Origin of the sequence: Pseudomonas sp. RIT-PI-r, from assembly GCF_001297015.1 — a bacterium.
GTDB lineage: Bacteria > Pseudomonadota > Gammaproteobacteria > Pseudomonadales > Pseudomonadaceae > Aquipseudomonas.
This window is the reverse complement of record NZ_LIGE01000036.1, coordinates 293,942-317,429: the sequence shown is the minus strand read 5'-3', so window position 1 is coordinate 317,429 and position 23,488 is coordinate 293,942. Positions and strand designations below refer to the sequence as shown.

The following is a 23,488-nucleotide window of genomic DNA, read 5'->3' as shown; positions in this document are numbered from 1 at the left end:
AGTAGCATTTTCCTAGGTTTTATTGGTCTTCTTCCTACAAGTGTCGGTAATTGTTGCTGGGGCTGGCCGCGACCGGGCTGCCCCGTATAATGCCGCCATCGCCACTGGTATGGATTAACGGATTGCATATGACTGAACAGCGCCCGATTGCGGTCCTGGGAGGCGGAAGTTTCGGTACCGCCGTGGCCAACCTTTTGGCCGAGAACGGCCATCAAGTCCGGCAGTGGATGCGTGACCCCGAGCAGGCCGAGGCCATCCGGGTCAATCGCGAAAACCCGCGTTACCTCAAAGGCATCAAGATTCTGCCGGGCGTGACCGCCGTCACCGACCTGCAGGAAACCCTCGACGCCTGTGATTTGTGCTTTGTCGCACTGCCGTCCAGCGCGCTGCGCACGGTGCTCGCGGCCCACGCCGAGCGCTTGAGCGGCAAGATGCTGGTCAGCCTGACCAAAGGCATCGAAGCGCAGACCTTCAAATTGATGAGCCAGATTCTTGAAGAGATCGCCCCGCAAGCGCGCATTGGCGTGCTGTCCGGGCCGAACCTGGCGCGGGAAATCGCCGAACATGCGCTGACCGCCACGGTGGTCGCCAGTGAGGACGAAGAACTCTGCAAGCAGGTGCAAGCCGCGTTGCATGGTCGTACTTTCCGCGTCTACGCCAGTGCTGATCGCTTCGGCGTCGAGCTGGGCGGGGCGTTGAAAAACGTTTACGCGATCATTGCCGGCATGGCGGTCGCGCTGGAAATGGGTGAGAACACCAAGAGCATGCTGATCACCCGCGCACTGGCGGAGATGACCCGCTTTGCGGTGAATCAGGGCGCTAATCCCATGACCTTCCTCGGTCTGGCCGGTGTCGGCGATCTGATCGTCACCTGTTCGTCGCCGAAGAGTCGTAACTATCAGGTCGGTTTCGCGCTGGGTCAGGGCTTGAGCCTCGACGAAGCGGTGTCGCGCCTCGGAGAAGTCGCCGAAGGCGTCAACACCCTCAAAGTGCTCAAGGCCAAATCCCAGGAGGTCGGCGTGTACATGCCGCTGGTCGCCGGGCTGCATGCGATCCTGTTCGAAGGACGCACGCTGGAGCAGGTGATCGGTCTATTGATGCGAGCCGAGCCAAAAACCGACGTCGACTTTATTTCCACCAGTGGTTTCAACTGAGTGAGCCGGGAGCAGCAAGCCATGAACGATCCGAAAACCGAAGCCAAGTACGAATCCATCCTCCTGCGGGTGCTGTGGATGATCGTCTACGTGCTGGTCTGGCAAGTGGCGCAGTTCATCCTCGGCGCGGTGGTGCTGGTGCAACTGATCTATCGTTTGATCTATGGCGCACCGAGCGCCAGCCTGATGAACTTCGGCGACAGCCTGAGCCAGTTTCTGGCGCAGATCGGCCGCTTCGGCAGTTTCCACAGCGACCAGAAACCCTGGCCGTTCGCCGACTGGCCAGCGCCGCGTACCCCGGAAGGTGAAGCGCCGCACACCGTGCCGCCGACACCGCATCCGGTTCGAGATGAGGAACCCAAGCTATGAAACTCTGGGTATTGCGTCACGGTGAGGCCGTGCCTTACGGCTCGTGCCCCGATTCCGAACGGGAGTTGACCGAGCACGGTCGCAAAGAAGCCTTGAGCAGCGCTGCCCATTTGATTGGCCAGCCGCTTACTGCGATCTACGCCAGCCCTTATCTGCGGGCGCAGCAGACTGCACAGATTGTGCGCGAAGCGCTGGGTTTCGAACCGGAGATTCGCACGGTCGAGTGGCTGACTCCGGAGGTCGACCCGGACAAGGTTACCGATCAACTGGTGTCGGTAAGCAACGTGCTGCTGGTCAGCCACAACCCGCTGGTGGGCAATCTGCTGAGCTATCTGCAGCATGGCGCCGGACATCCTCCGGAGCGGGTCAGCACCGCCGATCTGGCTGAGCTGGAAAGCCCGGAGTTGCTGATCGGCTCGATGACCCTTAACAGCCTCAAACACCCGTGAAGTTGTAAACACCGACCCCTGTAGGAGTGAGCCTGCTCGCGATAGCGGTCTATCAGTCGCTATTTATGTCGACCGACAGACCGCTATCGCGAGCAGGCTCACTCCTACAGGTACCGCGTACACCATGAAATTATTTGTTTGAATTTTCCAACCAAGCACTTGCTTGGTTGACTACGCTTGCTCCAGACCAAAATCACAGGAGCGAGTCGCATGTCTGCCGCATTCCGATTGCCGCTGGACGTGTTTTACGAACGTGAAGCCCGGCATCCGCGCCAGCGCTTTCTGGTGCAGCCCACTGGCGGCGGGCAGGTCGAGACCCTGACCTGGGCCGACGTCGGCCATCAGGCCCGCTGCGCCGCGCACTGGTTGCGTGCCCGTGAGTTGCCGCACGGCAGCCACATCGCCCTGATCTCGAAAAACTGCGCACACTGGATCATCGCTGACCTCGCCATCTGGATGGCCGGGCACGTTTCTGTTCCGCTCTATCCCAATCTCACCGCCGACTCCGTAGCGCAGGTGCTCAATCATTCGGAAAGCGTCCTGGCGTTCATCGGCAAACTCGATGACTGGCCGGGCATGGCCAAAGGCGTGCCGGCCGATTTGCCGACCATCAGCCTGCCGCTGCATCCGCCTGGCGAATTCGATTTCAACTGGGCAGACCTGCAACGCAGTTCGCCGATCCAGGACGATCCGCGTCCTGCCGCCGAGCAACTGGCAACCATCATCTACACCTCCGGCACCACCGGCCTGCCCAAAGGCGTGATGCACAGTTTCGCCAATCTCGGTTTCGCCACCACGCGCGGCACGCAGCTGTTCGGTCTCAACGAGAACGACCGGTTGCTGTCGTACCTGCCGCTGTGCCACGTCGCTGAACGCATGTTTGTAGAACTGGCCTCGATCTATACCGGGCAGACGGTTTTCTTCGCCGAGAGCCTCGATACGTTCATCACCGATTTGCAGCGCGCGCGGCCGACCGCGATGTTTGGCGTGCCGCGAATCTGGACCAAATTCCAGATGGGCGTGTACAGCAGGATCCCGGCAAAACGTCTGGATTTTCTTCTTGGTCTGCCTTTCATCGGTAAACGGGTCGGGCACAAAGTCCTCGCCGGGCTGGGGCTGGACGCCTTGCGCGTGGCGTTGTCCGGTGCGGCGCCGGTACCGCAGACCCTGCTCGCCTGGTATCAGAAACTCGGTCTCGACGTGCTTGAGGTCTATGGCATGACCGAGGGTTGCGGTTACTCGCACATCTGTCTGCCAGGGCAATACAAACAAGGCTGGATCGGTAAACCGTGCCCGGATGTCGAAGTGCGCATCGATGAGTTGGGTGAAGTGCAGGTGCGCAGTCAGGCGAACATGCTCGGCTATTTCAAGGAACCGCAGAAAACTGCCGAAACGATCACCGAGGACGGCTTCCTGCGTACCGGTGACAAGGGCGAGCAGGATGCCGAAGGGCGTCTGCGCCTGACCGGGCGACTCAAGGAAATCTTCAAGACCAGCAAGGGCAAATACGTCGCTCCAGCGCCGATCGAAAACCGTTTGGCCGTGCATTCACGGATCGAGCAAGTGTGCGTGGTCGGCGATGGCCTGAGCGCGCCACTGGGGTTGTGCGTGCTGTCGACGGTCAATCAGGAAGAGGCCCGGGCCAGCCTGCATTCGAGTCTGGAAAAACTCCTGGAAGAGGTCAATGCGGTGCTCGACAAGCACGAACGCCTGCGCCGCCTGGTGGTGGTCAAGGACAGCTGGGCGGTGGAGAACGGCTTTCTTACGCCGACGCTGAAGATCAAGCGCAACGTCATCGAAGACACCTATGGCGCGCGTTTCGAAGAATGGAGCGAGCGCAGCGAGGCGGTGCTGTGGCAGGATTGAGCGACCACTACAACAACAAAGGAAGTCTGCGATGAGCTTGTGGCGTACTACTCCCGACATCGAGCAGTTGAACGCGATCCAGAAAAATACCATCGGCGAAGTGCTCGACATCCGCTTCGAAGCGTTCGACGAAGAATCGCTGACTGCAAGCATGGTCATCGACCATCGCACGCACCAGCCTTACGGCTTGCTGCATGGCGGCGCGTCGGTGGTGCTGGCGGAGTCCGTGGGTTCGATGGCCAGCTACCTGTGCATCGACGCCAGCAAGTTTTATTGCGTGGGGCTGGAAATCAACGCCAACCATTTGCGCGGCTTGCGCAGTGGCCGGGTGACGGCGGTGGCCAAGCCGATTCACATTGGCCGCACCACCCATGTGTGGGATATCCGTTTGACCAGTGACGAAGGCAAGGCCAGTTGTGTGTCACGGCTGACCATGGCGGTGGTGCCTTTGGGTGAGCAGCCACCCTCACCCTAACCCTCTCCCAGAGGGAGAGGGGACTGACCGAGTGGGTTGTTCGAAGTACATCGACCTGAGATATCGAGTCGAATACAGATTCGCAATAGCATGGAGATCGGCTCCCTTTCCTCCTCGCCCCCCTGGGGGAGAGGGTTGGGGTGAGGGGGTAGCGATCCGGCTGACTCACCATAGCCCTGACCGGACTGTCATCATTCCTGGCAGTTACGGTCATTGCTGTAAGGCACGGTCTTACGGACAATCAACACCACGTTTCCCGCTCATGGATTTTCCGGTATGTCGCAACCGATCTTTTTCGCCCACGCCAACGGGTTTCCCTCGGGCACCTATGGCAAGTTGTTCGCGGCGCTGGCGCCCGAGTACCGGGTCGCGCATCTGGAGCTGCACGCCCATGACCCGCGTTTCCCGGCGGATGACAACTGGTACAACCTGGTTGACGAGCTGATCCACCATTTGCAGCAGCAGGATCAACCGGTATGGGGTGTCGGCCATTCTTTCGGCGGTGTTTTGCACCTGCACGCGGCGCTGCGTTGCCCTGAGCTGTATCGCGGCGTGGTGATGCTCGACTCGCCAGTGCTGACCCGCACCGATCAGTGGGTGATCCGTGCCGCCAAGCGCTTGGGTTTCATCGACAAACTGACACCGGCGGGGCGCACATTGGGCCGACGTGAAGAGTTCGCCGATCTCGACCGTGCGCGCAGCTATTTTGCCGGTAAAACGCTGTTCCGGGGCCTCGACCCGGAATGCTTCGATGCCTATCTGCAATACGGCTTGCACCCGGTCGGCGACAAGCGGCGCCCGCGTTTCGCCCCCGCCACTGAAATCAGCATCTATCGTGGTGTGCCGCACACCAGCCCCGGTCGCACCCGGCAGTTACAGGTGCCACTGGCGGTGGGGGGCGGGCCCAAGAGCCGCGTGGTCATGCGTCATCACACCCGCTTCGTTTCGCGCCTGGCACAAGGCGAGGCGCTGAGCATGCCCGGCGGGCACATGTTCCCGCTGGAGCGTCCGCAAGACACTGCGCGGTTGTTGAAGAACCTGTTTGCCCGTTGGGAAAACCGTCAGGACAAGGATTGCGCATGAGCCCGACCTTCGAAGAAGTGCGCCTGAGCCTGCCGCATATCGAGCTGGCGGCGCATTTGTTCGGTCCCGAGGACGGTTTGCCGATCATTGCGCTGCACGGCTGGCTCGACAACGCCAACAGCTTCGCGCGGCTGGCGCCGAAGCTCAAAGGCTTACGCATCATTGCCCTGGATATGGCCGGGCATGGGCATTCCGGGCATCGACCGAACGGCGCCGGTTATGCGCTGTGGGACTACGCCCATGACGTGCTGCAAGTCGCCGAACAACTGGGCTGGAAGCGTTTCGGCCTGCTCGGGCATTCGATGGGGGCCATCGTTTCCATGGTATTGGCGGGATCGTTGCCGGAGCGTATCAGCCATCTGGCGTTGATCGACGGCGTCATTCCTCCTACAGACAAAGGCGAAAACGCAGCCGAGCGCATGGGCATGGCCCTACAGGCGCAACTGGATCTGCGCGAGAAACGCAAACCGGTCTACAACACCCTCGACCGCGCCATCGAAGCGCGCATGAAGGGGCTGGTCGCGGTCAGTCGTGAGGCGGCTGAACTGTTGGCGCAGCGCGGATTGATGCCGGTGCCGGGCGGCTACACCTGGCGCACGGATAATCGCCTGACTTTGCCGTCGCCGCTGCGCCTGACCCAGGAGCAGGCAATGGCTTTCGCCCTGCGCGTCAGTTGCCCGGCGCATTTGGTGGTTGCCGCTGATGGCATGCTGGCCAAACACTCCGAACTGCTGGAGCGGCTACCCTTTAGCCAGGAACAGCTGCCGGGCGGGCACCATCTGCACTTGAACGACGAGCCAGGCGCGGGTCTTGTCGCAGACTGTTTCAATCGGTTCTTCGCCATTCCTTGACTTGCCGTGGGCAACTGTCGAGGCTGGGCGGGTTGAAATGGGAGACAACCACGATGGATCTTTATACCGCTGCGACCCCGAATCACACAGTCACTCCGATCCGATGAGCCTGACTATGCGGTCACTCAGTCTGTTGGCACTGTGCTGTTTCAGTTCCGTTTCTTTCGCTGCCGACGTGCCGGGCAGTCACGATCTGCAGATCGTGCCACGGCTGGCCGATGCGCAAATCGTCGACTATCGCCCGCCGGCCGAGCTGGAGCGCATCTATCCGTTGGGCTCTATCCGCAAGATCAGCGGCCAGTTACGTTTCGACGGCCAGGTCACCGCCCGTGGCCAAATCACTTCGGTGACCTACGAGTTACCGCCCGAACATTCCGCCACCGAAGCCTTTACCGCTGCCCGCGAAGCCTTGCAGGAGCAGGACGCCGAGTTGCTGTTCTGGTGCCAGGCCCGTGATTGTGGTGAAAGCAGCCTGTGGGCCAACGAGGTATTCGGCAACTCCAAGTTGTACGGTGCTGACGAGCAGCAAGCGTATCTGCTGTTGCGACTGGCAGCGCCGCGAGACAACACGCTGGTGGCGCTGTACAGCATCACTCGCGGCAATCGCAAAGCCTATCTGCATGTTGAACAGTTCGAAGCAATTGCGCCGCTGGGCGAGTTGCTGCCGACCTCGGCGACCCTGTTGCGTCAACTCAAAAGCACCGGCGAACTGGATTTCCCCGATCGAGTCGATGATCCGGATGACACCTGGCTGCGCCTGATCTCCCGTGGCCTGAACCTCGACACGACATTGCGCGTCACGGTATCCGGGCCCAAGGCCGAGGCCTGGCGTCAGGCCCTGATCAATCAGGGCGTGCGCGCTGCGCGGATGGAAACCGGCACTGTCGAGGGTAAAGGCCTGCGCATCGACCTGTTGCGATAAGCTGTGGCGAGCGAGCACGCACGGCGTGTTCGCCTACTCTTGGCCTGACTGACTTTTTCGAGACCTTACATGCTCAATAACGATCGCCTGCTGGTGCAGATCCTGCTGCTGGTGTTGTTTGGTGCCAGCTTCTGGGTGATGGCGCCGTTCTGGTCGGCGCTGTTCTGGGGCGCGGTGCTGGCGTTCGCCAGTTGGCCACTGATGCGCCTGCTGACCCGTTTGCTCAAGGGACGCGAGGCTTTGGCTGCGGCGATTTTGACCCTCGGCTGGATGTTGCTGGTGGCGGCGCCGCTGGTCTGGCTGGGGTTCAACCTGGCCGATCATGTGCGCGATGCCACGGCGTTCATCAAGGACGTGCAGGTCGACGGTTTGCCGGAGGCGCCGGTATGGCTGGCTACTGTGCCGTTTGTGGGTGAACGGCTCGTCGGCCTCTGGAACAGCATCGATCAGCAGGGCGCGGCATTGATGGTGTCGATCAAGCCGTATCTGGGTCAGGTCGGCAATTGGTTGCTGGCGCGCAGTGCGCAGATTGGCGGCGGCATTCTCGAGCTGACGCTGAGCATTGTCTTTGTGTTCTTTTTCTACCGCGACGGCCCGCGACTGGCGGCGTTTGTGCACAGTCTGCTGGAGCGCCTGATCGGTGATCGCGCCGGCTATTACATCGAACTGGTCGCCGGTACGGTGCAGCGGGTGGTCAACGGCGTAATCGGGACGGCGGCGGCGCAGGCGATTCTGGCGTTGATCGGGTTTTTGATTGCCGGCGTTCCCGGGGCTCTGGTGCTCGGGATTGTGACGTTTTTGCTGAGTCTGATTCCGATGGGGCCGCCGTTGGTGTGGGTGCCGGCGACGGCTTGGCTGGCGTGGAAGGGTGAGTACGGGATGGCGGTGTTTCTCGGGATCTGGGGAACGTTCATCATCAGTGGCGTGGACAACGTGCTCAAGCCGTATCTGATCAGCCGAGGCGGCAATTTGCCGTTGGTGATTGTGTTGCTTGGGGTGTTTGGCGGGTTGATTGCGTTTGGGTTTATCGGGTTGTTTATCGGGCCTACGTTGTTGGCGGTGGCTTACAGTTTGTTGACGGATTGGAGTAAGAGTCAGTCTCGGGTTGAGGATCGGCGGTAGCTGTTTTGGGTTTTGGGTTTTGGGTTTTGGGTTTGGGTTTGGGTGTATATCCATTGCTGCGGTAACGGCTGCTTAGGGTTCCGCCCTTACGGCGGGTCACCTTTTCCAAACGCCGAAAAGGTAACCCAAAAGGCTTGCTCCTGCGTGCGGCCCGCTCGCTGGGGCTCGGGGTTCCTTCGCTGCGGGATCGATCCGGGCGCAGCGCCTACGGTTTGCTGCGCTGCACCTCCTCTCGCTGTGTTTGGCTTCGCCAAACGGTCGCTGCGCTCCCACGCCCGGATCAATCCCTCCACTCAGCCTTCCGACGTCGCCCGTGGATCAAGATCAAGAGCAGGCGAGCTGACACTCGGCCTATTGAGTGGTGAAGAGCGTGGGGTGTTCGGCGTTTGATTTGCGTTCAACGCGGTATCGCGCGTCGGCGTACCTCTCCCAAACACCTCGATCAGTCCCCTCTCCCTCTGGGAGAGGGCTAGGGTGAGGGGCTTTTGATCTGTTTCAGAATCTGAGTTCGACTCGGTATTTCACGTCGGTGTACCTCTCCCAAACACCTCATCCTAGCCCTCTCCCTTGGGAGAGGGCTAGGGTGAGGGGCTTTTGATCTGTTTCGGAATCTGAGTTCGACTCGGTATTTCACGTCGGTGTACCTCTCCCAAACACCTCGATCAGTCCCCTCTCCCTTTGGGAGAGGGCTAGGGTGAGGGGCTTTTGATCTGTTTCGGAATCTGAGTTCGACTCGGTATTTCACGTCGGTGTACCTCTCCCAAACACCTCGATCAGTCCCCTCTCCCTTTGGGAGAGGGCTAGGGTGAGGGGCGTCGACTCAAGTCGCCACATTCAAATACTTGCCCACCGACGCAGTGTTTTCCAGCGAGTACTGCTTGCTCAAATTGGCAATCATGCGATTCAGAGCTTCTGTCGTGCTCTGGGTCGATGCCGTCTGTTCTTCGTCCGGTCGTTCACGCCCGGCCTGTAAAGCCGCTTTCAGCTCATCACTGCTCACGCCACCACTGCTGTCGCTATCGAGCACTTTGAGTAGCGCTGCGCTGGTGTCGGTGCTGGTCGATGAGGTGCTGTTGCCGGTCTGCACAGCGCTGCTTAATTCCGTGGCCGTCACGCTGCCATCGCCATCCGCATCGAGCTGGCTGAACAGTTCGTCGCTGTTGATTTGTGGTGGCGGTGGTGGCGGTGGGGTCAGGCTGGCGGTTAGTTCGTCCTGGCTGACGGTGCCGTCCTTGTTCTTGTCGAGGGCGGAGAAGAGTTCGTTGCTGTCGGCGGTACTGCCGGCGCTGGTCAGGCCGCTGCTCAGTTCGTCGCTGCTGATGGCGCCGTCGCCGTCGATGTCGAGGGCGCTGATCAGGGCGTCGGCGAGGTCGGTGTTCGGTGCTTGATCCTGTGGCGGCGGGGGCGGCGCCATGGCGGTCATTTCTTCGGCGCTGAGGCTACCGCTGTCGTCGCTGTCGAGATCACCGAACTGCTTGCTCAGGTTGACCAGCAGGCCGTCGTCGGACTTCTGCGACAGGGCGCTTTTCAGTTCGTCCTGATCCACTGCGCCGTCGCCGTTACTGTCGAGCTTGGCGAACAGTTCTTTTTGCAGTTGCTGGCTGCGCGAATTTTGCGTGGCGGTGCTGCTGGTGCTGGTATAGCTCGTGTAGTTGCTGACGCTACCGATCATCGGGCTCACTCCCTGAATGGCAAACCGGCGGGGGTACCGGCTTATGCAGGGTCAGGGTGCGAGTTGTCCGGGGTATGTGGGGTTTGTACCGGACGGTACACACGGCAGAATGAACACCGCCAAACCCTGTGGGAGCGAGCCTGCTCGCGAAGAGGCCAGTACATCCAAAAAAGATGTTGGATCAGATGACGCCTTCGCGAGCGGGTTCGCTCCCACAGTGAGTCGGTGGCGTTCTCAGGGGCGTGGCAGGCGAATGATGGCGGTAAGGCCGCCGCCCGGGGTTTCTTCAAGATTGAGCTGGCCGCCCAGACGCTGCGCCGCCTCGCGGGCAATGGTCATCCCTAGCCCCACACCGCCGGAATTGCGATTGCGCGAACCTTCCAGCCGATAGAACGGTTCAAACACGGCTTCGCGTTTGTCGGCGGCGATTCCCGGGCCGTGGTCGATCACGCGAATCAGCAATTGCTCGCGCTGATCCTGCAATTCGATTTGCGCCTGCCCGGCATAGCGCAAGGCGTTATCCATCAGATTGTTGATGCACGAGCGCAGTGCCATCGGCTGCACGGGCAAGGGCGTGCAATGGCCGCTGACCTGCACGTCGGCGCCCTGATCCTGCGCATTCTCCGCCAGCGATTCGACCAGTGCCTGCACATCCATCATTTGCAGCGCTTCGCTGGTGCGCTGTTCATGCAGGTAGGTGAGCGTGGCGTCGAGCATGCCGATCATGTCGTCGAGGTCCTGACGCATCTGGCCCTGCAGTCGTTCATCGCTGATGTTTTCCAGGCGCAGTTTCAGACGTGACAGCGGTGTGCGCAGGTCGTGGGAAACCGCGCCGAGCATGCGCGCGCGTTGCTGCACCTGCTCGCGAATGCGTTGCTGCATCAGGTTGAAGGTGTGCGCCGCTTGCCGTGCTTCGCGCGGGCCGGACTCGTCCAGTGGCGGGCTGTCGAGGTCTTCGCTGAGGCGCTCAGCGGCGTCGCTCAGACGCTGGATCGGCCGACTGAGCAGTTTGGCGCCGTACCACGCCGCGATCATCAGCGTGATGAATTGAAAGGTCAGTGGCACCACCGGGCCACCGAACCAGGGGCGCGGTGGCCGCTGCGCATAGCGTGGATCCGGCATGGGCCGTTGCCCTTCGACACCCTGGGAAAACTCTGGCGGCGGTGGTGGCGGTGGCGGGCCGTAGAGGCGGAACCAGGTGAACGCCAGCAAGTGCGCCAGGACAATCGCCACGAACAGCACGCCAAACAGGCGTCCGAACAGCGTGTCGAAGCGCGCTCGCATCAGCCGATGTCCCGTGCGTCGAACAGGTAACCCTCACCGCGTACGGTTTTGATCAACTGCGGGGCTTTCGGGTCGTCGCCGAGCTTCTGGCGCAGGCGCGAGACCAGCAGATCGATGCTGCGGTCAAATGCTTCGATTGAACGGCCGCGCGCGGCATCGAGCAGTTGTTCGCGACTGAGCACTCGGCGCGGGCGTTCGATAAAGACCCAGAGCAGGCGGAATTCGGCGTTGGACAGCGGCACCACCAGGCCGTTGTCGGCGATCAACTGGCGCAGAACGCTGTTCAGGCGCCAGTTGTCGAAACGAATGTTGGCCCGTTGCTCGGTACGATCATCGCGCACCCGACGCAGAATGGTCTGAATGCGCGCCACCAGTTCGCGCGGTTCGAAGGGTTTGGCCATGTAGTCATCGGCGCCCAGTTCCAGGCCGATGATGCGGTCGGTCGGTTCGCAACGGGCGGTGAGCATCAGGATCGGGATGTCCGATTCGGCGCGCAGCCAGCGGCACAGCGACAAGCCGTCTTCGCCGGGCAGCATCAGGTCCAGCACGACAACATCGAAATGCTCGGCGAGCAGCGCCTGACGCATCGCCGCGCCGTCGGTGACGCCGCTGGCGTGGATGTTGAAGCGGGCGAGGTAATCGATCATCAGCTCGCGGATCGGCACGTCGTCGTCGACGATCAGCGCGCGGATGCTCCAGCGCTTGTCGTCTTTTGGCTCATCCGTCGCGGTCGTTTGGGTGTTGTGCATGGGGCTGTTCATCTGCCAGTAGGCCGCCAACCACAAAGATGGGCTGCGAGGTTGTGGTTTCAGCATAGGCGTCCTGCCGTGAGGCGGGAAGTGCTGATGTAAGGGCGTGTTGCGGCTGGCGAGGCTAGCGCGGGCGCGTGTTGGCGGCATGTCGGTTGTGTATCGGAGTCGACACAATAGCAGCGGACGCTATGCTGATCATGGTCAGCGCGACGATTTACCGATCATCGGGTGCCGCGCCGCCGCCGGTTCCGCTACAATGCGCGCCGATTTCGACCTGCCTGAGAGCCCATTCATGTCCGCCTGCCAGACTCCTATCATCGTCGCCCTGGATTTCCCCACCCGTGACGCCGCACTGAAGCTGGCCGACCAGTTGGACCCGAAACTGTGCCGGGTCAAAGTGGGCAAGGAACTCTTCACCAGTTGCGCCGCGGAAATCGTCGGCACCCTGCGTGACAAGGGTTTCGAAGTATTCCTCGACCTGAAATTCCACGACATTCCCAACACCACCGCGATGGCCGTGAAAGCCGCTGCCGAGATGGGCGTGTGGATGGTCAACGTGCATTGCTCGGGTGGTATGCGCATGATGGCCGCCTGCCGTGAAGTGCTGGACAAGCGCAGTGGCCCGCAGCCATTGCTGATCGGCGTCACCGTACTGACCTCGATGGAGCGTGAAGACCTCGCCGGTATCGGTCTGGACATCGAACCGCAAGAGCAAGTGCTGCGTCTGGCCGCATTGGCCGAGAAGGCTGGCATGGACGGCCTGGTGTGCTCGGCGCTGGAAGCCACTGCACTGAAAACCGCACACCCATCGCTGCAACTGGTGACCCCGGGGATTCGTCCGGCGGGCAGTGCGCAGGACGATCAGCGCCGCATTCTGACCCCGCGTCAGGCACTGGATGCCGGTTCCGATTATCTGGTGATCGGCCGTCCGATCAGCCAGGCGACGGATCCGGCCAAGGCATTGGCTTCGGTTGTAGCCGAAATCGCCTGATCAGACACCGCGAAACCCTGTAGGAGTGAGCCTGCTCGCGATAGCGGTGTGTCAAACAACGTTAATGTTGACTGACACACCGCTATCGCGAGCAGGGCTCACTCCTACATTTGTTTTCTGGGGATTTTAGATTTTCAACACCAACTTGCCGAAATTCTCGCCGCTGAACAGTTTCATCAGCGTCTCTGGAAAGGTCTCCAGGCCCTCGACGATGTCTTCCTTGCTCTTGAGTTGCCCCTTGGCCATCCATCCGGCCATTTCCTGCGCGGCGCTGGCGTATTGCGCGGCATAGTCCATCACCACAAAGCCTTCCATCCGCGCACGATTGACCAGCAGCGACAGGTAGTTGGCGGGGCCTTTGACCGCTTCCTTGTTGTTGTACTGGCTGATCGCGCCGCAGATCACCACACGCGCCTTCATGTTCAAGCGACTCAGCACTGCGTCGAGAATGTCACCGCCGACGTTATCGAAATACACGTCGACGCCTTTCGGGCATTCGCGCTTGAGGCCGGCAATCACATCTTCGTTCTTGTAGTCGATGGCGCCGTCGAAGCCCAGCTCATCAATGAGAAATTTGCACTTGTCGGCACCGCCGGCGATTCCCACCACGCGGCAGCCTTTGATCTTGGCGATCTGCCCGGCAATGCTGCCTACCGCACCTGCCGCGCCTGAAAGCACAACGGTATCGCCAGCCTTCGGCGCGCCGACATCCAGCAGGGCGAAGTAAGCGGTCATGCCGGTCATGCCCAGCGCGGACAGATACACTGGCAGCGGCGCCAGTTTCGGATCGACTTTGTAGAAACCTCTGGGTTCGCCGAGGAAATAATCCTGCACGCCAATGGCACCGTTGACGTAGTCCCCGACGGCAAACCCTGGGTTGTTCGAGGCGACGACTTTGCCTACGCCCAGTGCGCGCATGACTTCGCCGATTCCAACCGGCGGGATGTAGGACTTGCCCTCGTTCATCCAGCCACGCATGGCCGGGTCGAGCGACAGGTATTCGTTCTTGACCAGAATCTGTCCCGCCGCCGGTTCGCCGACCGGTATTTCCTGATAGGTGAAGGTCTCGCGGGTCGCGGCGCCCACCGGGCGTTTGGCGAGCAGGAACTGGCGATTGGTCTGGGAGGTCATGGCAGGCACTCGAATTGAATGAAGCCTTGTTGATAGACCTTCAGCGCCGATCTCGCAAGGTTGGCTGACGCGGCGAATGCACGCCGATCCAATGCAGTGATGATCACCCGCACAGTTTTATCACTGCGATGCATGGCCACATAAACAGCCATTGGATAGTGCTGACGCGTGGCCGGCCTCAATGGCTATGCTGCGATGCCACACATCCCCTGCATCTATCCCTTCGAGGACACAACAATGAGCATGACGTTTTCCGGTCAGGTTGCCGTAGTCACCGGCGCGGCCAACGGTATCGGTCGTGCGACCGCGCAGGCGTTCGCTGCCGAAGGCCTGAAAGTGGTGGTCGCCGACCTGGACGCGGCAGGGGGGGAGGGCACGGTCGCGTTGATTCGTACAGCCGGTGGCGAAGCGAACTTTGTGCGTTGCAACGTGACCATCGAAAGCGAAGTGAAAAATCTGATGGACGAGGTCATCAATACCTACGGCCGTCTGGACTATGCCTTCAACAATGCCGGCATCGAAATTGAAAAAGGCAAACTGGCCGACGGCTCGATGGATGAGTTCGACGCAATCATGGGGGTCAACGTCAAAGGCGTCTGGTTGTGCATGAAGTATCAACTACCGCTGTTGCTGGCGCAGGGCGGCGGAGCGATCGTCAACACCGCCTCGGTGGCAGGGCTGGGCGCGGCGCCGAAGATGAGCATCTATGCGGCGTCCAAGCATGCGGTGATTGGTCTGACCAAATCGGCCGCCATCGAATACGCGAAGAAGAAAATCCGCGTCAACGCGGTGTGTCCGGCGGTGATCGATACCGACATGTTTCGTCGCGCTTATGAGGCCGATCCGAAAAAGGCTGAGTTCGCCAACGCCATGCACCCGGTCGGCCGCATTGGCAAAGTCGAGGAAATCGCCAGTGCCGTGTTGTATCTGTGCAGCGACGGTGCGGCATTCACCACTGGCCACTCGCTGGCTGTGGATGGCGGTGTCACCGCATTCTGAACAGAGCGCAGGAAAGACAGCCCGCATTCGTTGCGGGCTTTTTTGTGGATCACGTTCAGTTCCGTGAAGCCCCTTAAACAATGTGTATCAAATGGTTAGAACGGTCGCTTTTGGCGGCGTTGTCGCACAGCCTGTCCGGCGCGGCTGTGATTTACTGCCGCCAGCAAAACGGACAGGAGTTTGCGTGCTCATGGAATTGAGAATTGACCGACAGGCAATGGTGCCAGTCGTACAGCAGATTGTTGACGGAGTGATCGACTGGATCGTGCGAAGTGATGTGCCACCTGCCACACGGTTGCCTTCAGTACAGCAAATCGCACGCAGCAATTTGCTCAGTCAGTCATGCGTGGTTCAGGCTTGTGATCGACTCGTGGCACAAGGCGTTCTGGCGCCGCGCCAAGGTTCGGGATTCATGGTGGCAGCAGCGCCTCGCCGTGCGATAAATACGCCTGTACCGGCGAGTATCGATCGGCTTCGGCCAGAGGCGGGAAGTGTTTGCGGTTTACCGGGCACGTTGAATCTCGGCGATGGCGGGTTACCTGAAAACTGGCGTGAGTCTGATGACTTGAGCTATGCGATAGGTCAGGTCGCTCGCACCGACATGAGCAGTCTGTTCAACTACAGCACGCCACTGGGGCTGCCGGCGCTGCGCGAACAGATCGTCAAACGCCTCAAAATGATCAATGTTCAGGCTGGCGCCGCGCAGATAATGACCACCTGCGGTGCGACTCAAGCCCTTGACCTGATTGTGCGCGCCCTGCTGAAGGCTGGCGATTACGTGGTGGTCGAGAACCCGGGACATGTGCAGCTGTTCGATCTTTTGCGATTGCACGGCGTGCACTTGCTCGAAGTTCGCCGCACCCCGAACGGGCCTGACATCGACGCGCTGGCGCGCGTGCTGGAGCAGTTCCGGCCAGTGGCAATGTTTATCAACAGTCATCATCACAATCCCACCGGCTCCTGTTTGAGTCCGACCGTAGCCCGGCAGGTCCTGCAGCTGTGCAATGCCGGTGATGTGCGCGTGATCGAAGATGATGTCTACGCCGATTTGCATAATGGCAATGGCACACGGTTGGCGGCACTTGATCAACGAGTGATTTACGTCGGCAGTTTCTCAAAAACCCTGAGCAGCTCATTGCGGGTGGGCTTCGTTTTCGCCGATCTTGAGCTGATCGCACGGCTTGCGCGGATCAAGATGATCAGCAGTGCGGGGTCTTCAGGCTTTAATGAGGCGGTACTGGCTCGTCTCCTTGCCAGTGGCGCCTATCGCAAGCTGGTGCATCGTCAGCGTCAGCGCTTGAGTGTCGACCGTGCAGCCGCGTTGCAAGTACTGGAAGACGCCGAGTGGGAAGTGTTCGGAAAACCGTGCGGTGGCTTGTTCATCTGGGCGCGTTCGCCATCTGCCGATCCTGCCCGATTGCGTCGACAGGCGCTGGGCAGTGGTGTATCGCTTGCCGCGTCGGGAGCATTCAGTCCCGGTGGCGAGGTGTGCGAGTGGCAGCGTATCAACGTCGCATACGCCTGCGACCCCCGTGCACGGCAGTTTTTCCGCAGCACCCGCGTGGATCGACCTCAAGCGTTCTGAAAACGACGCGGGCGTAGCTTTTTGCCATTATTCCGACGCCAGAGACTTGTGCCGGTCCATGGCCATTGCGAATCTTCGTCCACACACTTTGGCAAGGGGCTTCGCGCAATGATTTCGGCCGTGCAAGGACGTTTTGCCAACCTCGGTATGGCGAAAAAACTGGGTGTCGGGTTTGTGCTCGTACTGCTGTTGACCGCGCTGGTGGCAGCAATGGGTGTCTGGTCCCTGCAAACCATCAGTCAGCGTTTCAATGGGCTCAAGCAGATGTCTTCGCTCAACAGTGGCCTGCTCAACGTACGCCTGCTGGAGCAGGAATACGCCTTGCGCAACAATCCGAAAACCGCCGATGCCTTGCGCGAAGGTGTTGTTGCTCTTATTGCCCTGGCCAACCAGCTCAAGGCGCAGTCGCCGGCGAATGTACCGGTGATGAGTGATGTCGAACAGTCGCTTGATGCCTATCGCAAGGCGTTCGACGAGTTTGTCTCGTTGACCCAGGCCAAGGATCTCGCGCTGGAAATGGCCAGTTGGTCGGTGTCCAGCGTGGCCAACAACCTCGATGTGTTGCAGGCCGGACTGGCCGATGATGGCGCCTATACCTTGAAAGACACCGAGGGCAAGGACGGTGCGCAGTTTATCGAGCAGGCCAGTCAGGTCAGCCAGGTATCACGCTTGATGTTGCAGGCCATGAACGAAGCACGGATTCGTCTCGATCAGAGTCGCAAGGGCGATGCCGACAGTGCCGGCAAGGGCAATATCGAGCAGGCCGCGCAGGCGCAGGCGCAAGCCGAAGAGCTGAAGTCCACGGTCAAGGATGAGGGGTATCTGACGGTGCTCAATGAGGTGTCCGGGCACATCGCCGGGTTCAACGACAAACTGGCCGAATACACCGGGTTGCTGGCGCAGGAAAAAACCGTTTACGAACAATTGCACCAGCGTGCCGCGCAAGTGATGGAGCGGGTGGATCAGGCGTATGTCGCTGAAGATGGCGCGATGCAGGCGGAACTGAAGAAGAATTCATTGCTGATTATCGGCTCTTCGGCATTGGCACTGGTGGTCGGGTTGATCGCAGCCTGGGTGATAACCCGGCTGATTGTTTCGCCGTTGCGCAGCGTGATTCAGGTGGCCCAGCAGATTGCCGCCGGTGATTTGAGCGCGACGATTGGCGTGACGCGCCGGGATGAAATCGGCCAGTTGATGTTGGCGATGCAGCAGATGGGCGCAGGACTGAGCACGATTGTCAGCGGCTTGCAGGCCGGCATCGAGCAATTGGCCAGTTCTGCGCAGTCGCTGTCGACGGTGACCGAGCAGACCAATCTTGAAGTCAGCAGTCAGAAGGAGGAAACCGAACAGGTTGCCACCGCGATGAACCAGATGACGGCGACTGTTCACGATGTCGCGCGTAATGCCGAAGAGGCCGCGTTGGCGGCGCAGACGGCGGATGACAAAGTCGAGACGGGTCAGCAGGTAGTGCGTCAGAGCATGGCGCGCATTGAGCAGTTGGCGGACTCGGCGACTTCTGCGAGTACCAGCATCGAGAGTCTCAGTGCCGAGATTCAGAATATCGGCACGGTACTCGAGGTGATCAAGAGTGTTGCCGAGCAGACCAATCTGCTGGCGCTCAACGCGGCAATCGAAGCGGCGCGCGCCGGTGAGCAGGGCAGGGGCTTTGCGGTGGTGGCCGATGAGGTTCGCGCGCTTGCACGGCGTACACAGCAATCGACCGAGGAGATCGAGCGGTTGGTCAGCGCCTTGCGGGCGGCGGCGCATGCTTCGGTGCAGCAGATTCAGAGCAGTGGTGAGTTGGTGAAGCTTGCGGTCAGTGATGCACTGCAGACGGAAAGTGCATTGGGGAGTATTGCGGCAGCGGTTTCATTGATACAGCAGATGAATCAACAGATTGCGGCGGCAGCGGAGGAACAGAGTTCGGTGGCAGAGGAGATCAATCGAAGTGTGACGAGTATTCGTGCCAGTGCGGATCAGTCATCGATGGCGATGCGCGGGAATGCGGCTTCCAGTGTTGAGCTGGCGCAGTTGGGGAGTGAGTTGCGCGGGATGGTTGGGCATTTTCGGCTTTGACGCTTTGACGCTTTGACGCTTTGACGCTTTGACGCTTTGGGCTTGGCGGCCTTTGGGCCGACCATGCTCTTGGGGTTTTGGGTGAGTGTCCGGTTCTGCGGTTGCTGCGGCTGGCGGTTTCGCCCTTACGGCGAGTCACCCTGCTGGCGATGGCGGTCGTCCATTCACCCGATCCTCATCGGTCACCCACAAAAAAGCCACCTCGGCGGTGGCTTCTTTTCCTGCATCGACGATCAGTCGTAGATCACTTTTTTCTTCCAGTCTGCATCCGCTTCGACGTCTTTGAGGCCGGCGGTGAGTTGGTTTTCTTCGCCTTCGACCGGGGCGATTTTGTCCATGACCTGGGCGTTGGCGCGAGCGAGCAGTTTTTCCAGGTATTGCAGTTGTTCTGCATACATCTGTGGATCCTGCTGTTTGCGCAGGTATTGCACGCCGCGTTCGAAGGCGAGGCGAGCCTGGCCGGGCTGGTTTTGTTGCAGGGACTGTTGGCCGAGGTTGTTGAAGAACTCGATGTGCAGCAACACCAGGATGTGGCGCACTTCACGAACCCAGTGTTTGGCTTCGTTTGGTGGCAGAAAGCCGTCGTGGGCGGCGCGGGTGATTTGGCCGTGGAGGGCTTCGAGGAGGAAGCGTACGTCCTTGGCCTTGGCTTCGGTCATGATCGGTGCTGGTGGGTTGTTGACCGGGATCGACTCGCCCTGGGCGACCAGTCCACTCAGTTCGGTGATGCGTGCCTTGGTAGTGGCGCTGGTTTTTTCCAGGCTCAACAGGCGCTGGCAAACGTTGAGTTCCAGGCGCGTCAGCAGCAGCTTCAAGGCCGGGGTCATGAATTGACCGGGGAAAGTTTCGGTCAGTTCGCCGCAACGACGCAGGCGGTCGTTGAGTTCGACTTTGGTGCGGGCCTTCTCCAGTTTGTTGTTTTCCACCACATGGTTCATGTAGCCAATGGCGATCAGAATTGCGATCCCGGCTACGACTAGCAGGGTGATCATGAGTGGTGTCACCGGTAAGACCTCTTTATAGGGTTCGCATGCGAGTGTAGTGGCTGGGCATTTAACCGCCTAGCGCCGCTCGACTGGTTGGTTCGGCAGGTTCAATCTGTATCGGCCGCGCGCTGCTTATATGAATGCTGGCGCTACGGGTTCAGATTGCCATCACTGTGCGGTGGACTATAACGTCTTGGCGAGTGGCGGAATATAGGCGTCAATCGTCGGACGACGGAAAAGCCGGATTGCAGCTGCAAAGCAGGTCGAAGTCATTGATTTAAATAAATTTATATCAAGGGGTTGACGACCTCTCAATCCATCCATAGAATGCGCGCCACTTGCAGCGTAAAGCACACAGCGAAGCGCGGCAGGAAGTGAATGTTGTAGTGTGTCCCCTTCGTCTAGTGGCCTAGGACACCGCCCTTTCACGGCGGTAACAGGGGTTCGAGTCCCCTAGGGGACGCCAATGCGGGAATAGCTCAGTTGGTAGAGCACGACCTTGCCAAGGTCGGGGTCGCGAGTTCGAGTCTCGTTTCCCGCTCCAATTTTAAACAGCACTGCTTTCGGGCGGGGCTGAGTGAAACCAGAACCAAGTCTTCGGATACGGATCTGGACACCGAAACACACACCATGTGTTCCGGGTAGCGTGTCCCCTTCGTCTAGTGGCCTAGGACACCGCCCTTTCACGGCGGTAACAGGGGTTCGAGTCCCCTAGGGGACGCCATTTGCGGGAATAGCTCAGTTGGTAGAGCACGACCTTGCCAAGGTCGGGGTCGCGAGTTCGAGTCTCGTTTCCCGCTCCAAATTCTAAAGACGCCGCTCAGTGAGCGGCGTTTTTATTAGTGAAAGTTGTAGCCTGTGTCCCCTTCGTCTAGTGGCCTAGGACACCGCCCTTTCACGGCGGTAACAGGGGGTCGAGTCCCCTAGGGGGCGCCCTTGCGGGAATAGCTCAGTTGGTAGAGCACGACCTTGCCAAGGTCGGGGTCGCGAGTTCGAGTCTCGTTTCCCGCTCCATATTCACAAAAACGCCGATCAGTGATGATCGGCGTTTTTGTTTGTGCGCGATTTGTCGTCGCCAATAAAAAAGGACCTTCGCGGTCCTTTTTTGCGTCTGCCAGAACCCGGCCATGCGCTGACCGGGTTCGAAGGATCGATCACAGCTTCGGCAATTGCCCGATGCGCCCCATCATTTCGGTGACGATCTGCAGGTCCAGCAAGAACTGGTCAACGGTCTTGAACTCGCCATCGGTGTGCCCGGTGTATTTCACCTCGGGACGCGCCAAGCCAAATTGCACGCCGTTAGGCAGTTCATGCACCGACGTCGCACCGGCAGAGGTACCGAACTCGTGCTTCATACCGAGGTTTTCTGTCGACACTGCCAGCAATGCCTTGACCCATTCCCCTTCCGGGTTGCGGTACATCGGTTCGGCGACCGAGTAATCGAAGTCCACGGCTACGTGAGTTTTCTTTGTCCAGGCGTTGAGCTTGTCGGCGATTTCAGCCTTGAGCTTCTCTGGTGATTTGCCCTTTGGTACACGCAGATTGACCGCCAGTTTGAAGGCTTTGTCATCCTCGCCGACATAGGTCAGGGAGGTGGTCAGCGGCCCCATGAACGAATCGGAGAAATCCACGGCGAGTTTTTTGCCCAGATAATCTAGTCCCCAGTTATCCGCAGCGTAACGTGCAGCGTCGGTGAACTGGTTGTGCTTGAGCGGCACTTTGCCGTCCAGTCCATTGATGAAGCTCAGCATCCGGGCGACCGGGTTAACACCTGACTCGGGCTCGGAGGAGTGCGCGGAAACACCGGTGACCGTCAGTTTGACGTCTTTGCCTTCAACCTTGGCGGTGACCTGGAAGTCGCTACCGTTGTGCTTGGCGTATTCAGTCCCGGCTTTTTGCAGGCTTGCTGCCAGTTCGCCAGGCTTGTCGGTCACCAGGGTCACGACCGAGGCTGACGGTATCTGGTTGGTGGCCAGGCCACCTGTCATCGAGGTGATCTCTGCGCCTTTGCCTTCAGCTGTGCGCTTGGCAAATTTGGCCATCACGGTGCCGTAGCCTTTTTCGGCAATCACCACCGGGTAACCACCGTCGAGCGCCATGTTGTAGGCCGGCGTGGGGTTTTTTTCGAAGTAATAGGGAATGGCGTCGCCGGTGGTTTCTTCGGTGGTATCGACCAGCAGCTTGAAGTTGCGCGCCAATGGCAGTTTTTCTTCTTTGATCACTTTCATTGCGTACATCGCAACGACGATGCCGTTCTTGTCATCTTCGGTACCGCGACCGTACATGCGATCGCCAATCAGGGTGACTTTGAACGGATCAAGCTTGGTACCGTCCTTGAGCACCCAGTTTTCCGGGGTCACTGGCACCACGTCAGCGTGTGCGTGGATGCCGACGACTTCGTCACCCTTGCCTTCCAGGGAAATTTCGTAGACGCGGTTGTCGATGTTGCGGAAGTTCAGATTGAACGACTCGGCAAGGCTCTGGATCTTGCCGGCAATCTTGATGAACTCAGGGTTGTCGTGCTGTGCGACGCCTTCCTTTTGGAAGGTTGGAATTTCGACCAGTTCGCGCAGGGTTTGCAGCGCGGCCTTGCCGTATTTGACGCGCGTGTAGATGCCCAGCAGACGATGGATTTCGTTCTGCTGCTCAGCGGTCAGGGTTTTATTGTCGAGGAAAGCGCTGATGGCCGGACCGAGATTATCGCTTTTGGCGATGTCGCTCTTGGCCAGGCTGCCCAGAAACTCGCGGAAATCCGTGACGTTTTTGTCGTCGAAGGATTTGAGGATGACCGCGCTCTGCTGCGGGGTGATGTTGGCTTGAGCGGCGGTGGTGAATGACGCGAGGCTGGCCAGCATCAGGGTAGCGGCGGCCAGTTGCTTGAGGGAGAAATCCATTACGGAGGCTTTCCTTGCGGGCAATTGATGAGAGATATTTCTGTCTGCTGCGTCAGAAACATTTTGCAAACTAACACTGTGGGCGAGTAACCAGGGAGTCCTGAAACTTGATCTGTCGCACAGAAACGCAAAAGAGGCGCAGAAATGAAAAAGTCCCGGCAAGCGATTGCCGGGACTTTTTTGTCGCTTACATCGACAGCATCAAGCGCCCGGCGAACAGAATCAGGATCACTCCCATGCTGCGTTCGAACCAATGGCCCATGCGCATGAACAGCAAGCGCACTTTGTTGCTGGAGAAAAACAGCGCGACGATCACGAACCACAACGCGTTCACAAAACACATCCACAAACCATAGAACGCCTGGACTTGCAGGGGGGTGCTGGCACTGATGATCGTGGTGAAAATCGCCAGAAAGAACAGGGTTGCCTTGGGGTTGGTAGCGTTGGTCAGGAAACCTGTGCTGAACGCCTTGAACAACGACTGTTCCACCAACGGTTCATCGGCGGCTTTTTCGCCTTCAAGGGTGGTTTTCGGTTTGCTGCGGATCAGGCTGACACCCAGATACAAAATGTAAGCACCACCGACTACCTTGGCCACGGTCAACAACCACGGGGTGGTGTGCATCAATGCGCCGACACCGAGCAGGGTGTACAGCACGTGCACGGAAATCCCCGCACCAATGCCCAGCGCCGTGCAGATCCCCACCAATCGGCCGAAGCGTACGCTCTGACGGATGGTCACTGCGAAGTCCGGGCCGGGGGCGACCACGGCGAGAAAGTGGATAGTAGCCAGCGCTAGAAACTCGCCCAGGTAATTCGAATACATT

The 23,488-nt window shown here is 59.6% G+C and carries 20 protein-coding genes, 6 tRNA genes and 1 pseudogene; 20 read left to right on the top strand and 7 right to left on the bottom strand.

The features are described 5' to 3' along the window. Positions 1 to 128 precede the first annotated feature (128 nt). The 9 genes from AK821_RS21900 (at position 129) to AK821_RS21860 (ending at position 8,291) form a co-directional block, all read left to right on the top strand. Positions 129 to 1,154 (top strand): NAD(P)H-dependent glycerol-3-phosphate dehydrogenase, encoded by a 1,026-nt coding sequence (locus AK821_RS21900; protein ID WP_064391581.1) that lies wholly within the window; start codon positions 129 to 131, stop codon positions 1,152 to 1,154. 21 nt (positions 1,155 to 1,175) lie between these two features. Further along, positions 1,176 to 1,523, top strand: coding sequence for a DUF4389 domain-containing protein (locus AK821_RS21895; protein ID WP_064391579.1), 348 nt, complete (start codon positions 1,176 to 1,178; stop codon positions 1,521 to 1,523). Then, the gene (gene sixA / locus AK821_RS21890) at positions 1,520 to 1,972 is read left to right on the top strand and encodes a phosphohistidine phosphatase SixA (RefSeq protein ID WP_064391578.1); all 453 of its coding nucleotides are present in this window, start codon (positions 1,520 to 1,522) and stop codon (positions 1,970 to 1,972) included. Before AK821_RS21895 ends, sixA begins: the two co-directional genes overlap by 4 nt. A gap of 210 nt (positions 1,973 to 2,182) precedes the next feature. Then, positions 2,183 to 3,838 (top strand): AMP-binding protein, encoded by a 1,656-nt coding sequence (locus AK821_RS21885; protein WP_064391576.1) that lies wholly within the window; start codon positions 2,183 to 2,185, stop codon positions 3,836 to 3,838. A gap of 31 nt (positions 3,839 to 3,869) precedes the next feature. Continuing rightward, on the top strand, positions 3,870 to 4,313 hold the full coding sequence (locus tag AK821_RS21880; RefSeq protein ID WP_064391574.1) for a hotdog fold thioesterase: 444 nt from the start codon (positions 3,870 to 3,872) through the stop codon (positions 4,311 to 4,313). A gap of 276 nt (positions 4,314 to 4,589) precedes the next feature. After that, entirely contained in the window at positions 4,590 to 5,396 is an 807-nt protein-coding gene (locus tag AK821_RS21875; RefSeq protein ID WP_064391572.1) for an alpha/beta fold hydrolase, read from the top strand. Beyond that, positions 5,393 to 6,247 carry an alpha/beta hydrolase gene (locus tag AK821_RS21870; RefSeq protein ID WP_064391570.1) on the top strand — a complete coding sequence of 285 codons (855 nt, stop codon included), beginning with the start codon at positions 5,393 to 5,395 and terminating at the stop codon, positions 6,245 to 6,247. Before AK821_RS21875 ends, AK821_RS21870 begins: the two co-directional genes overlap by 4 nt. Positions 6,248 to 6,362: 115 nt before the next feature. Continuing rightward, positions 6,363 to 7,169 (top strand): DUF4892 domain-containing protein, encoded by an 807-nt coding sequence (locus tag AK821_RS21865; RefSeq protein WP_064391568.1) that lies wholly within the window; start codon positions 6,363 to 6,365, stop codon positions 7,167 to 7,169. A gap of 69 nt (positions 7,170 to 7,238) precedes the next feature. After that, complete coding sequence (locus tag AK821_RS21860) at positions 7,239 to 8,291, top strand: AI-2E family transporter (protein WP_064391566.1); 1,053 nt, start codon at positions 7,239 to 7,241, stop codon at positions 8,289 to 8,291. An 820-nt stretch (positions 8,292 to 9,111) separates the two neighbouring features. Here AK821_RS21860 and xopAW read toward each other — a convergent pair. From xopAW to AK821_RS21845, 3 genes are all read right to left on the bottom strand, one after another. Continuing rightward, positions 9,112 to 9,963, bottom strand: a complete 852-nt coding sequence (gene xopAW / locus AK821_RS21855) for a XopAW family type III secretion system calcium-binding effector (protein ID WP_064391563.1) — start codon at positions 9,961 to 9,963, stop codon at positions 9,112 to 9,114. Positions 9,964 to 10,197: 234 nt separating this feature from the next. Next, positions 10,198 to 11,247 carry a sensor histidine kinase gene (locus AK821_RS21850; RefSeq protein ID WP_064391561.1) on the bottom strand — a complete coding sequence of 350 codons (1,050 nt, stop codon included), beginning with the start codon at positions 11,245 to 11,247 and terminating at the stop codon, positions 10,198 to 10,200. Continuing rightward, positions 11,247 to 11,996, bottom strand: coding sequence for a response regulator (locus AK821_RS21845; RefSeq protein ID WP_064391684.1), 750 nt, complete (start codon positions 11,994 to 11,996; stop codon positions 11,247 to 11,249). Before AK821_RS21845 ends, AK821_RS21850 begins: the two co-directional genes overlap by 1 nt. Before the next feature lie 295 nt (positions 11,997 to 12,291). Here AK821_RS21845 and pyrF point away from each other — a divergent pair, with 295 nt between their 5' ends. After that, the gene (pyrF, locus tag AK821_RS21840; protein WP_161806667.1) at positions 12,292 to 12,990 is read left to right on the top strand and encodes an orotidine-5'-phosphate decarboxylase; all 699 of its coding nucleotides are present in this window, start codon (positions 12,292 to 12,294) and stop codon (positions 12,988 to 12,990) included. Positions 12,991 to 13,116: 126 nt separating this feature from the next. Here the strand turns inward: pyrF and AK821_RS21835 are convergent, their stop codons facing one another. Beyond that, entirely contained in the window at positions 13,117 to 14,121 is a 1,005-nt protein-coding gene (locus tag AK821_RS21835) for an NADP-dependent oxidoreductase (RefSeq protein ID WP_064391557.1), read from the bottom strand. A 237-nt stretch (positions 14,122 to 14,358) separates the two neighbouring features. Between AK821_RS21835 and AK821_RS21830 the strand changes: the two genes are divergently transcribed. From AK821_RS21830 to AK821_RS31430, 4 genes and pseudogenes are all read left to right on the top strand, one after another. Beyond that, on the top strand, positions 14,359 to 15,120 hold the full coding sequence (locus AK821_RS21830; RefSeq protein ID WP_064391556.1) for an SDR family oxidoreductase: 762 nt from the start codon (positions 14,359 to 14,361) through the stop codon (positions 15,118 to 15,120). A 190-nt stretch (positions 15,121 to 15,310) separates the two neighbouring features. Beyond that, entirely contained in the window at positions 15,311 to 16,705 is a 1,395-nt protein-coding gene (locus AK821_RS21825) for an aminotransferase-like domain-containing protein (protein WP_064391554.1), read from the top strand. Between the two features lie 108 nt (positions 16,706 to 16,813). After that, positions 16,814 to 17,920, top strand: a pseudogene (locus AK821_RS31435) (HAMP domain-containing protein); the annotation flags it as partial. Continuing rightward, positions 17,900 to 18,781, top strand: coding sequence for a methyl-accepting chemotaxis protein (locus tag AK821_RS31430; protein WP_371920187.1), 882 nt, complete (start codon positions 17,900 to 17,902; stop codon positions 18,779 to 18,781). The pseudogene AK821_RS31435 and the gene AK821_RS31430, both read left to right, overlap by 21 nt. Before the next feature lie 233 nt (positions 18,782 to 19,014). Here the strand turns inward: AK821_RS31430 and AK821_RS21815 are convergent, their stop codons facing one another. After that, complete coding sequence (locus AK821_RS21815) at positions 19,015 to 19,773, bottom strand: hypothetical protein (RefSeq protein WP_064391550.1); 759 nt, start codon at positions 19,771 to 19,773, stop codon at positions 19,015 to 19,017. A gap of 384 nt (positions 19,774 to 20,157) precedes the next feature. On the opposite strand from AK821_RS21815, the gene AK821_RS21810 reads away from it, so the two are divergent. The 6 genes from AK821_RS21810 (at position 20,158) to AK821_RS21785 (ending at position 20,781) form a co-directional block, all read left to right on the top strand. Then, a tRNA-Glu gene (locus AK821_RS21810) sits at positions 20,158 to 20,233 on the top strand. 2 nt (positions 20,234 to 20,235) lie between these two features. Then, positions 20,236 to 20,311 (top strand) — tRNA-Gly (locus tag AK821_RS21805). Positions 20,312 to 20,415: 104 nt separating this feature from the next. After that, positions 20,416 to 20,491 (top strand) — tRNA-Glu (locus tag AK821_RS21800). A 3-nt stretch (positions 20,492 to 20,494) separates the two neighbouring features. After that, positions 20,495 to 20,570, top strand: a tRNA-Gly gene (locus tag AK821_RS21795). Positions 20,571 to 20,627: 57 nt separating this feature from the next. After that, a tRNA-Glu gene (locus AK821_RS21790) sits at positions 20,628 to 20,700 on the top strand. 5 nt (positions 20,701 to 20,705) lie between these two features. Continuing rightward, positions 20,706 to 20,781 (top strand) — tRNA-Gly (locus AK821_RS21785). A gap of 140 nt (positions 20,782 to 20,921) precedes the next feature. Here the strand turns inward: AK821_RS21785 and AK821_RS21780 are convergent. Together AK821_RS21780 and AK821_RS21775 are read right to left on the bottom strand one after the other, a co-directional pair. Then, positions 20,922 to 22,661 (bottom strand): dipeptidase, encoded by a 1,740-nt coding sequence (locus AK821_RS21780; protein WP_064391548.1) that lies wholly within the window; start codon positions 22,659 to 22,661, stop codon positions 20,922 to 20,924. A 187-nt stretch (positions 22,662 to 22,848) separates the two neighbouring features. Continuing rightward, positions 22,849 to 23,487 carry a LysE family translocator gene (locus AK821_RS21775; RefSeq protein ID WP_064391546.1) on the bottom strand — a complete coding sequence of 213 codons (639 nt, stop codon included), beginning with the start codon at positions 23,485 to 23,487 and terminating at the stop codon, positions 22,849 to 22,851. Between the last annotated feature and the right edge of the window lies 1 nt (position 23,488).

Coding starts and splice junctions, on each gene's coding strand:
- AK821_RS21900 (WP_064391581.1), top strand. CDS start 129: ATGACTGAACAGCGCCCGATTGCGGTCCTGGGAGGCGGAAGTTTCGGT.
- AK821_RS21895 (WP_064391579.1), top strand. CDS start 1,176: ATGAACGATCCGAAAACCGAAGCCAAGTACGAATCCATCCTCCTGCGG.
- sixA (WP_064391578.1), top strand. CDS start 1,520: ATGAAACTCTGGGTATTGCGTCACGGTGAGGCCGTGCCTTACGGCTCG.
- AK821_RS21885 (WP_064391576.1), top strand. CDS start 2,183: ATGTCTGCCGCATTCCGATTGCCGCTGGACGTGTTTTACGAACGTGAA.
- AK821_RS21880 (WP_064391574.1), top strand. CDS start 3,870: ATGAGCTTGTGGCGTACTACTCCCGACATCGAGCAGTTGAACGCGATC.
- AK821_RS21875 (WP_064391572.1), top strand. CDS start 4,590: ATGTCGCAACCGATCTTTTTCGCCCACGCCAACGGGTTTCCCTCGGGC.
- AK821_RS21870 (WP_064391570.1), top strand. CDS start 5,393: ATGAGCCCGACCTTCGAAGAAGTGCGCCTGAGCCTGCCGCATATCGAG.
- AK821_RS21865 (WP_064391568.1), top strand. CDS start 6,363: ATGCGGTCACTCAGTCTGTTGGCACTGTGCTGTTTCAGTTCCGTTTCT.
- AK821_RS21860 (WP_064391566.1), top strand. CDS start 7,239: ATGCTCAATAACGATCGCCTGCTGGTGCAGATCCTGCTGCTGGTGTTG.
- xopAW (WP_064391563.1), bottom strand. CDS start 9,963: ATGATCGGTAGCGTCAGCAACTACACGAGCTATACCAGCACCAGCAGC.
- AK821_RS21850 (WP_064391561.1), bottom strand. CDS start 11,247: ATGCGAGCGCGCTTCGACACGCTGTTCGGACGCCTGTTTGGCGTGCTG.
- AK821_RS21845 (WP_064391684.1), bottom strand. CDS start 11,996: ATGCACAACACCCAAACGACCGCGACGGATGAGCCAAAAGACGACAAG.
- pyrF (WP_161806667.1), top strand. CDS start 12,292: ATGTCCGCCTGCCAGACTCCTATCATCGTCGCCCTGGATTTCCCCACC.
- AK821_RS21835 (WP_064391557.1), bottom strand. CDS start 14,121: ATGACCTCCCAGACCAATCGCCAGTTCCTGCTCGCCAAACGCCCGGTG.
- AK821_RS21830 (WP_064391556.1), top strand. CDS start 14,359: ATGAGCATGACGTTTTCCGGTCAGGTTGCCGTAGTCACCGGCGCGGCC.
- AK821_RS21825 (WP_064391554.1), top strand. CDS start 15,311: ATGGAATTGAGAATTGACCGACAGGCAATGGTGCCAGTCGTACAGCAG.
- AK821_RS31430 (WP_371920187.1), top strand. CDS start 17,900: ATGTTGGCGATGCAGCAGATGGGCGCAGGACTGAGCACGATTGTCAGC.
- AK821_RS21815 (WP_064391550.1), bottom strand. CDS start 19,773: ATGATCACCCTGCTAGTCGTAGCCGGGATCGCAATTCTGATCGCCATT.
- AK821_RS21780 (WP_064391548.1), bottom strand. CDS start 22,661: ATGGATTTCTCCCTCAAGCAACTGGCCGCCGCTACCCTGATGCTGGCC.
- AK821_RS21775 (WP_064391546.1), bottom strand. CDS start 23,487: ATGTATTCGAATTACCTGGGCGAGTTTCTAGCGCTGGCTACTATCCAC.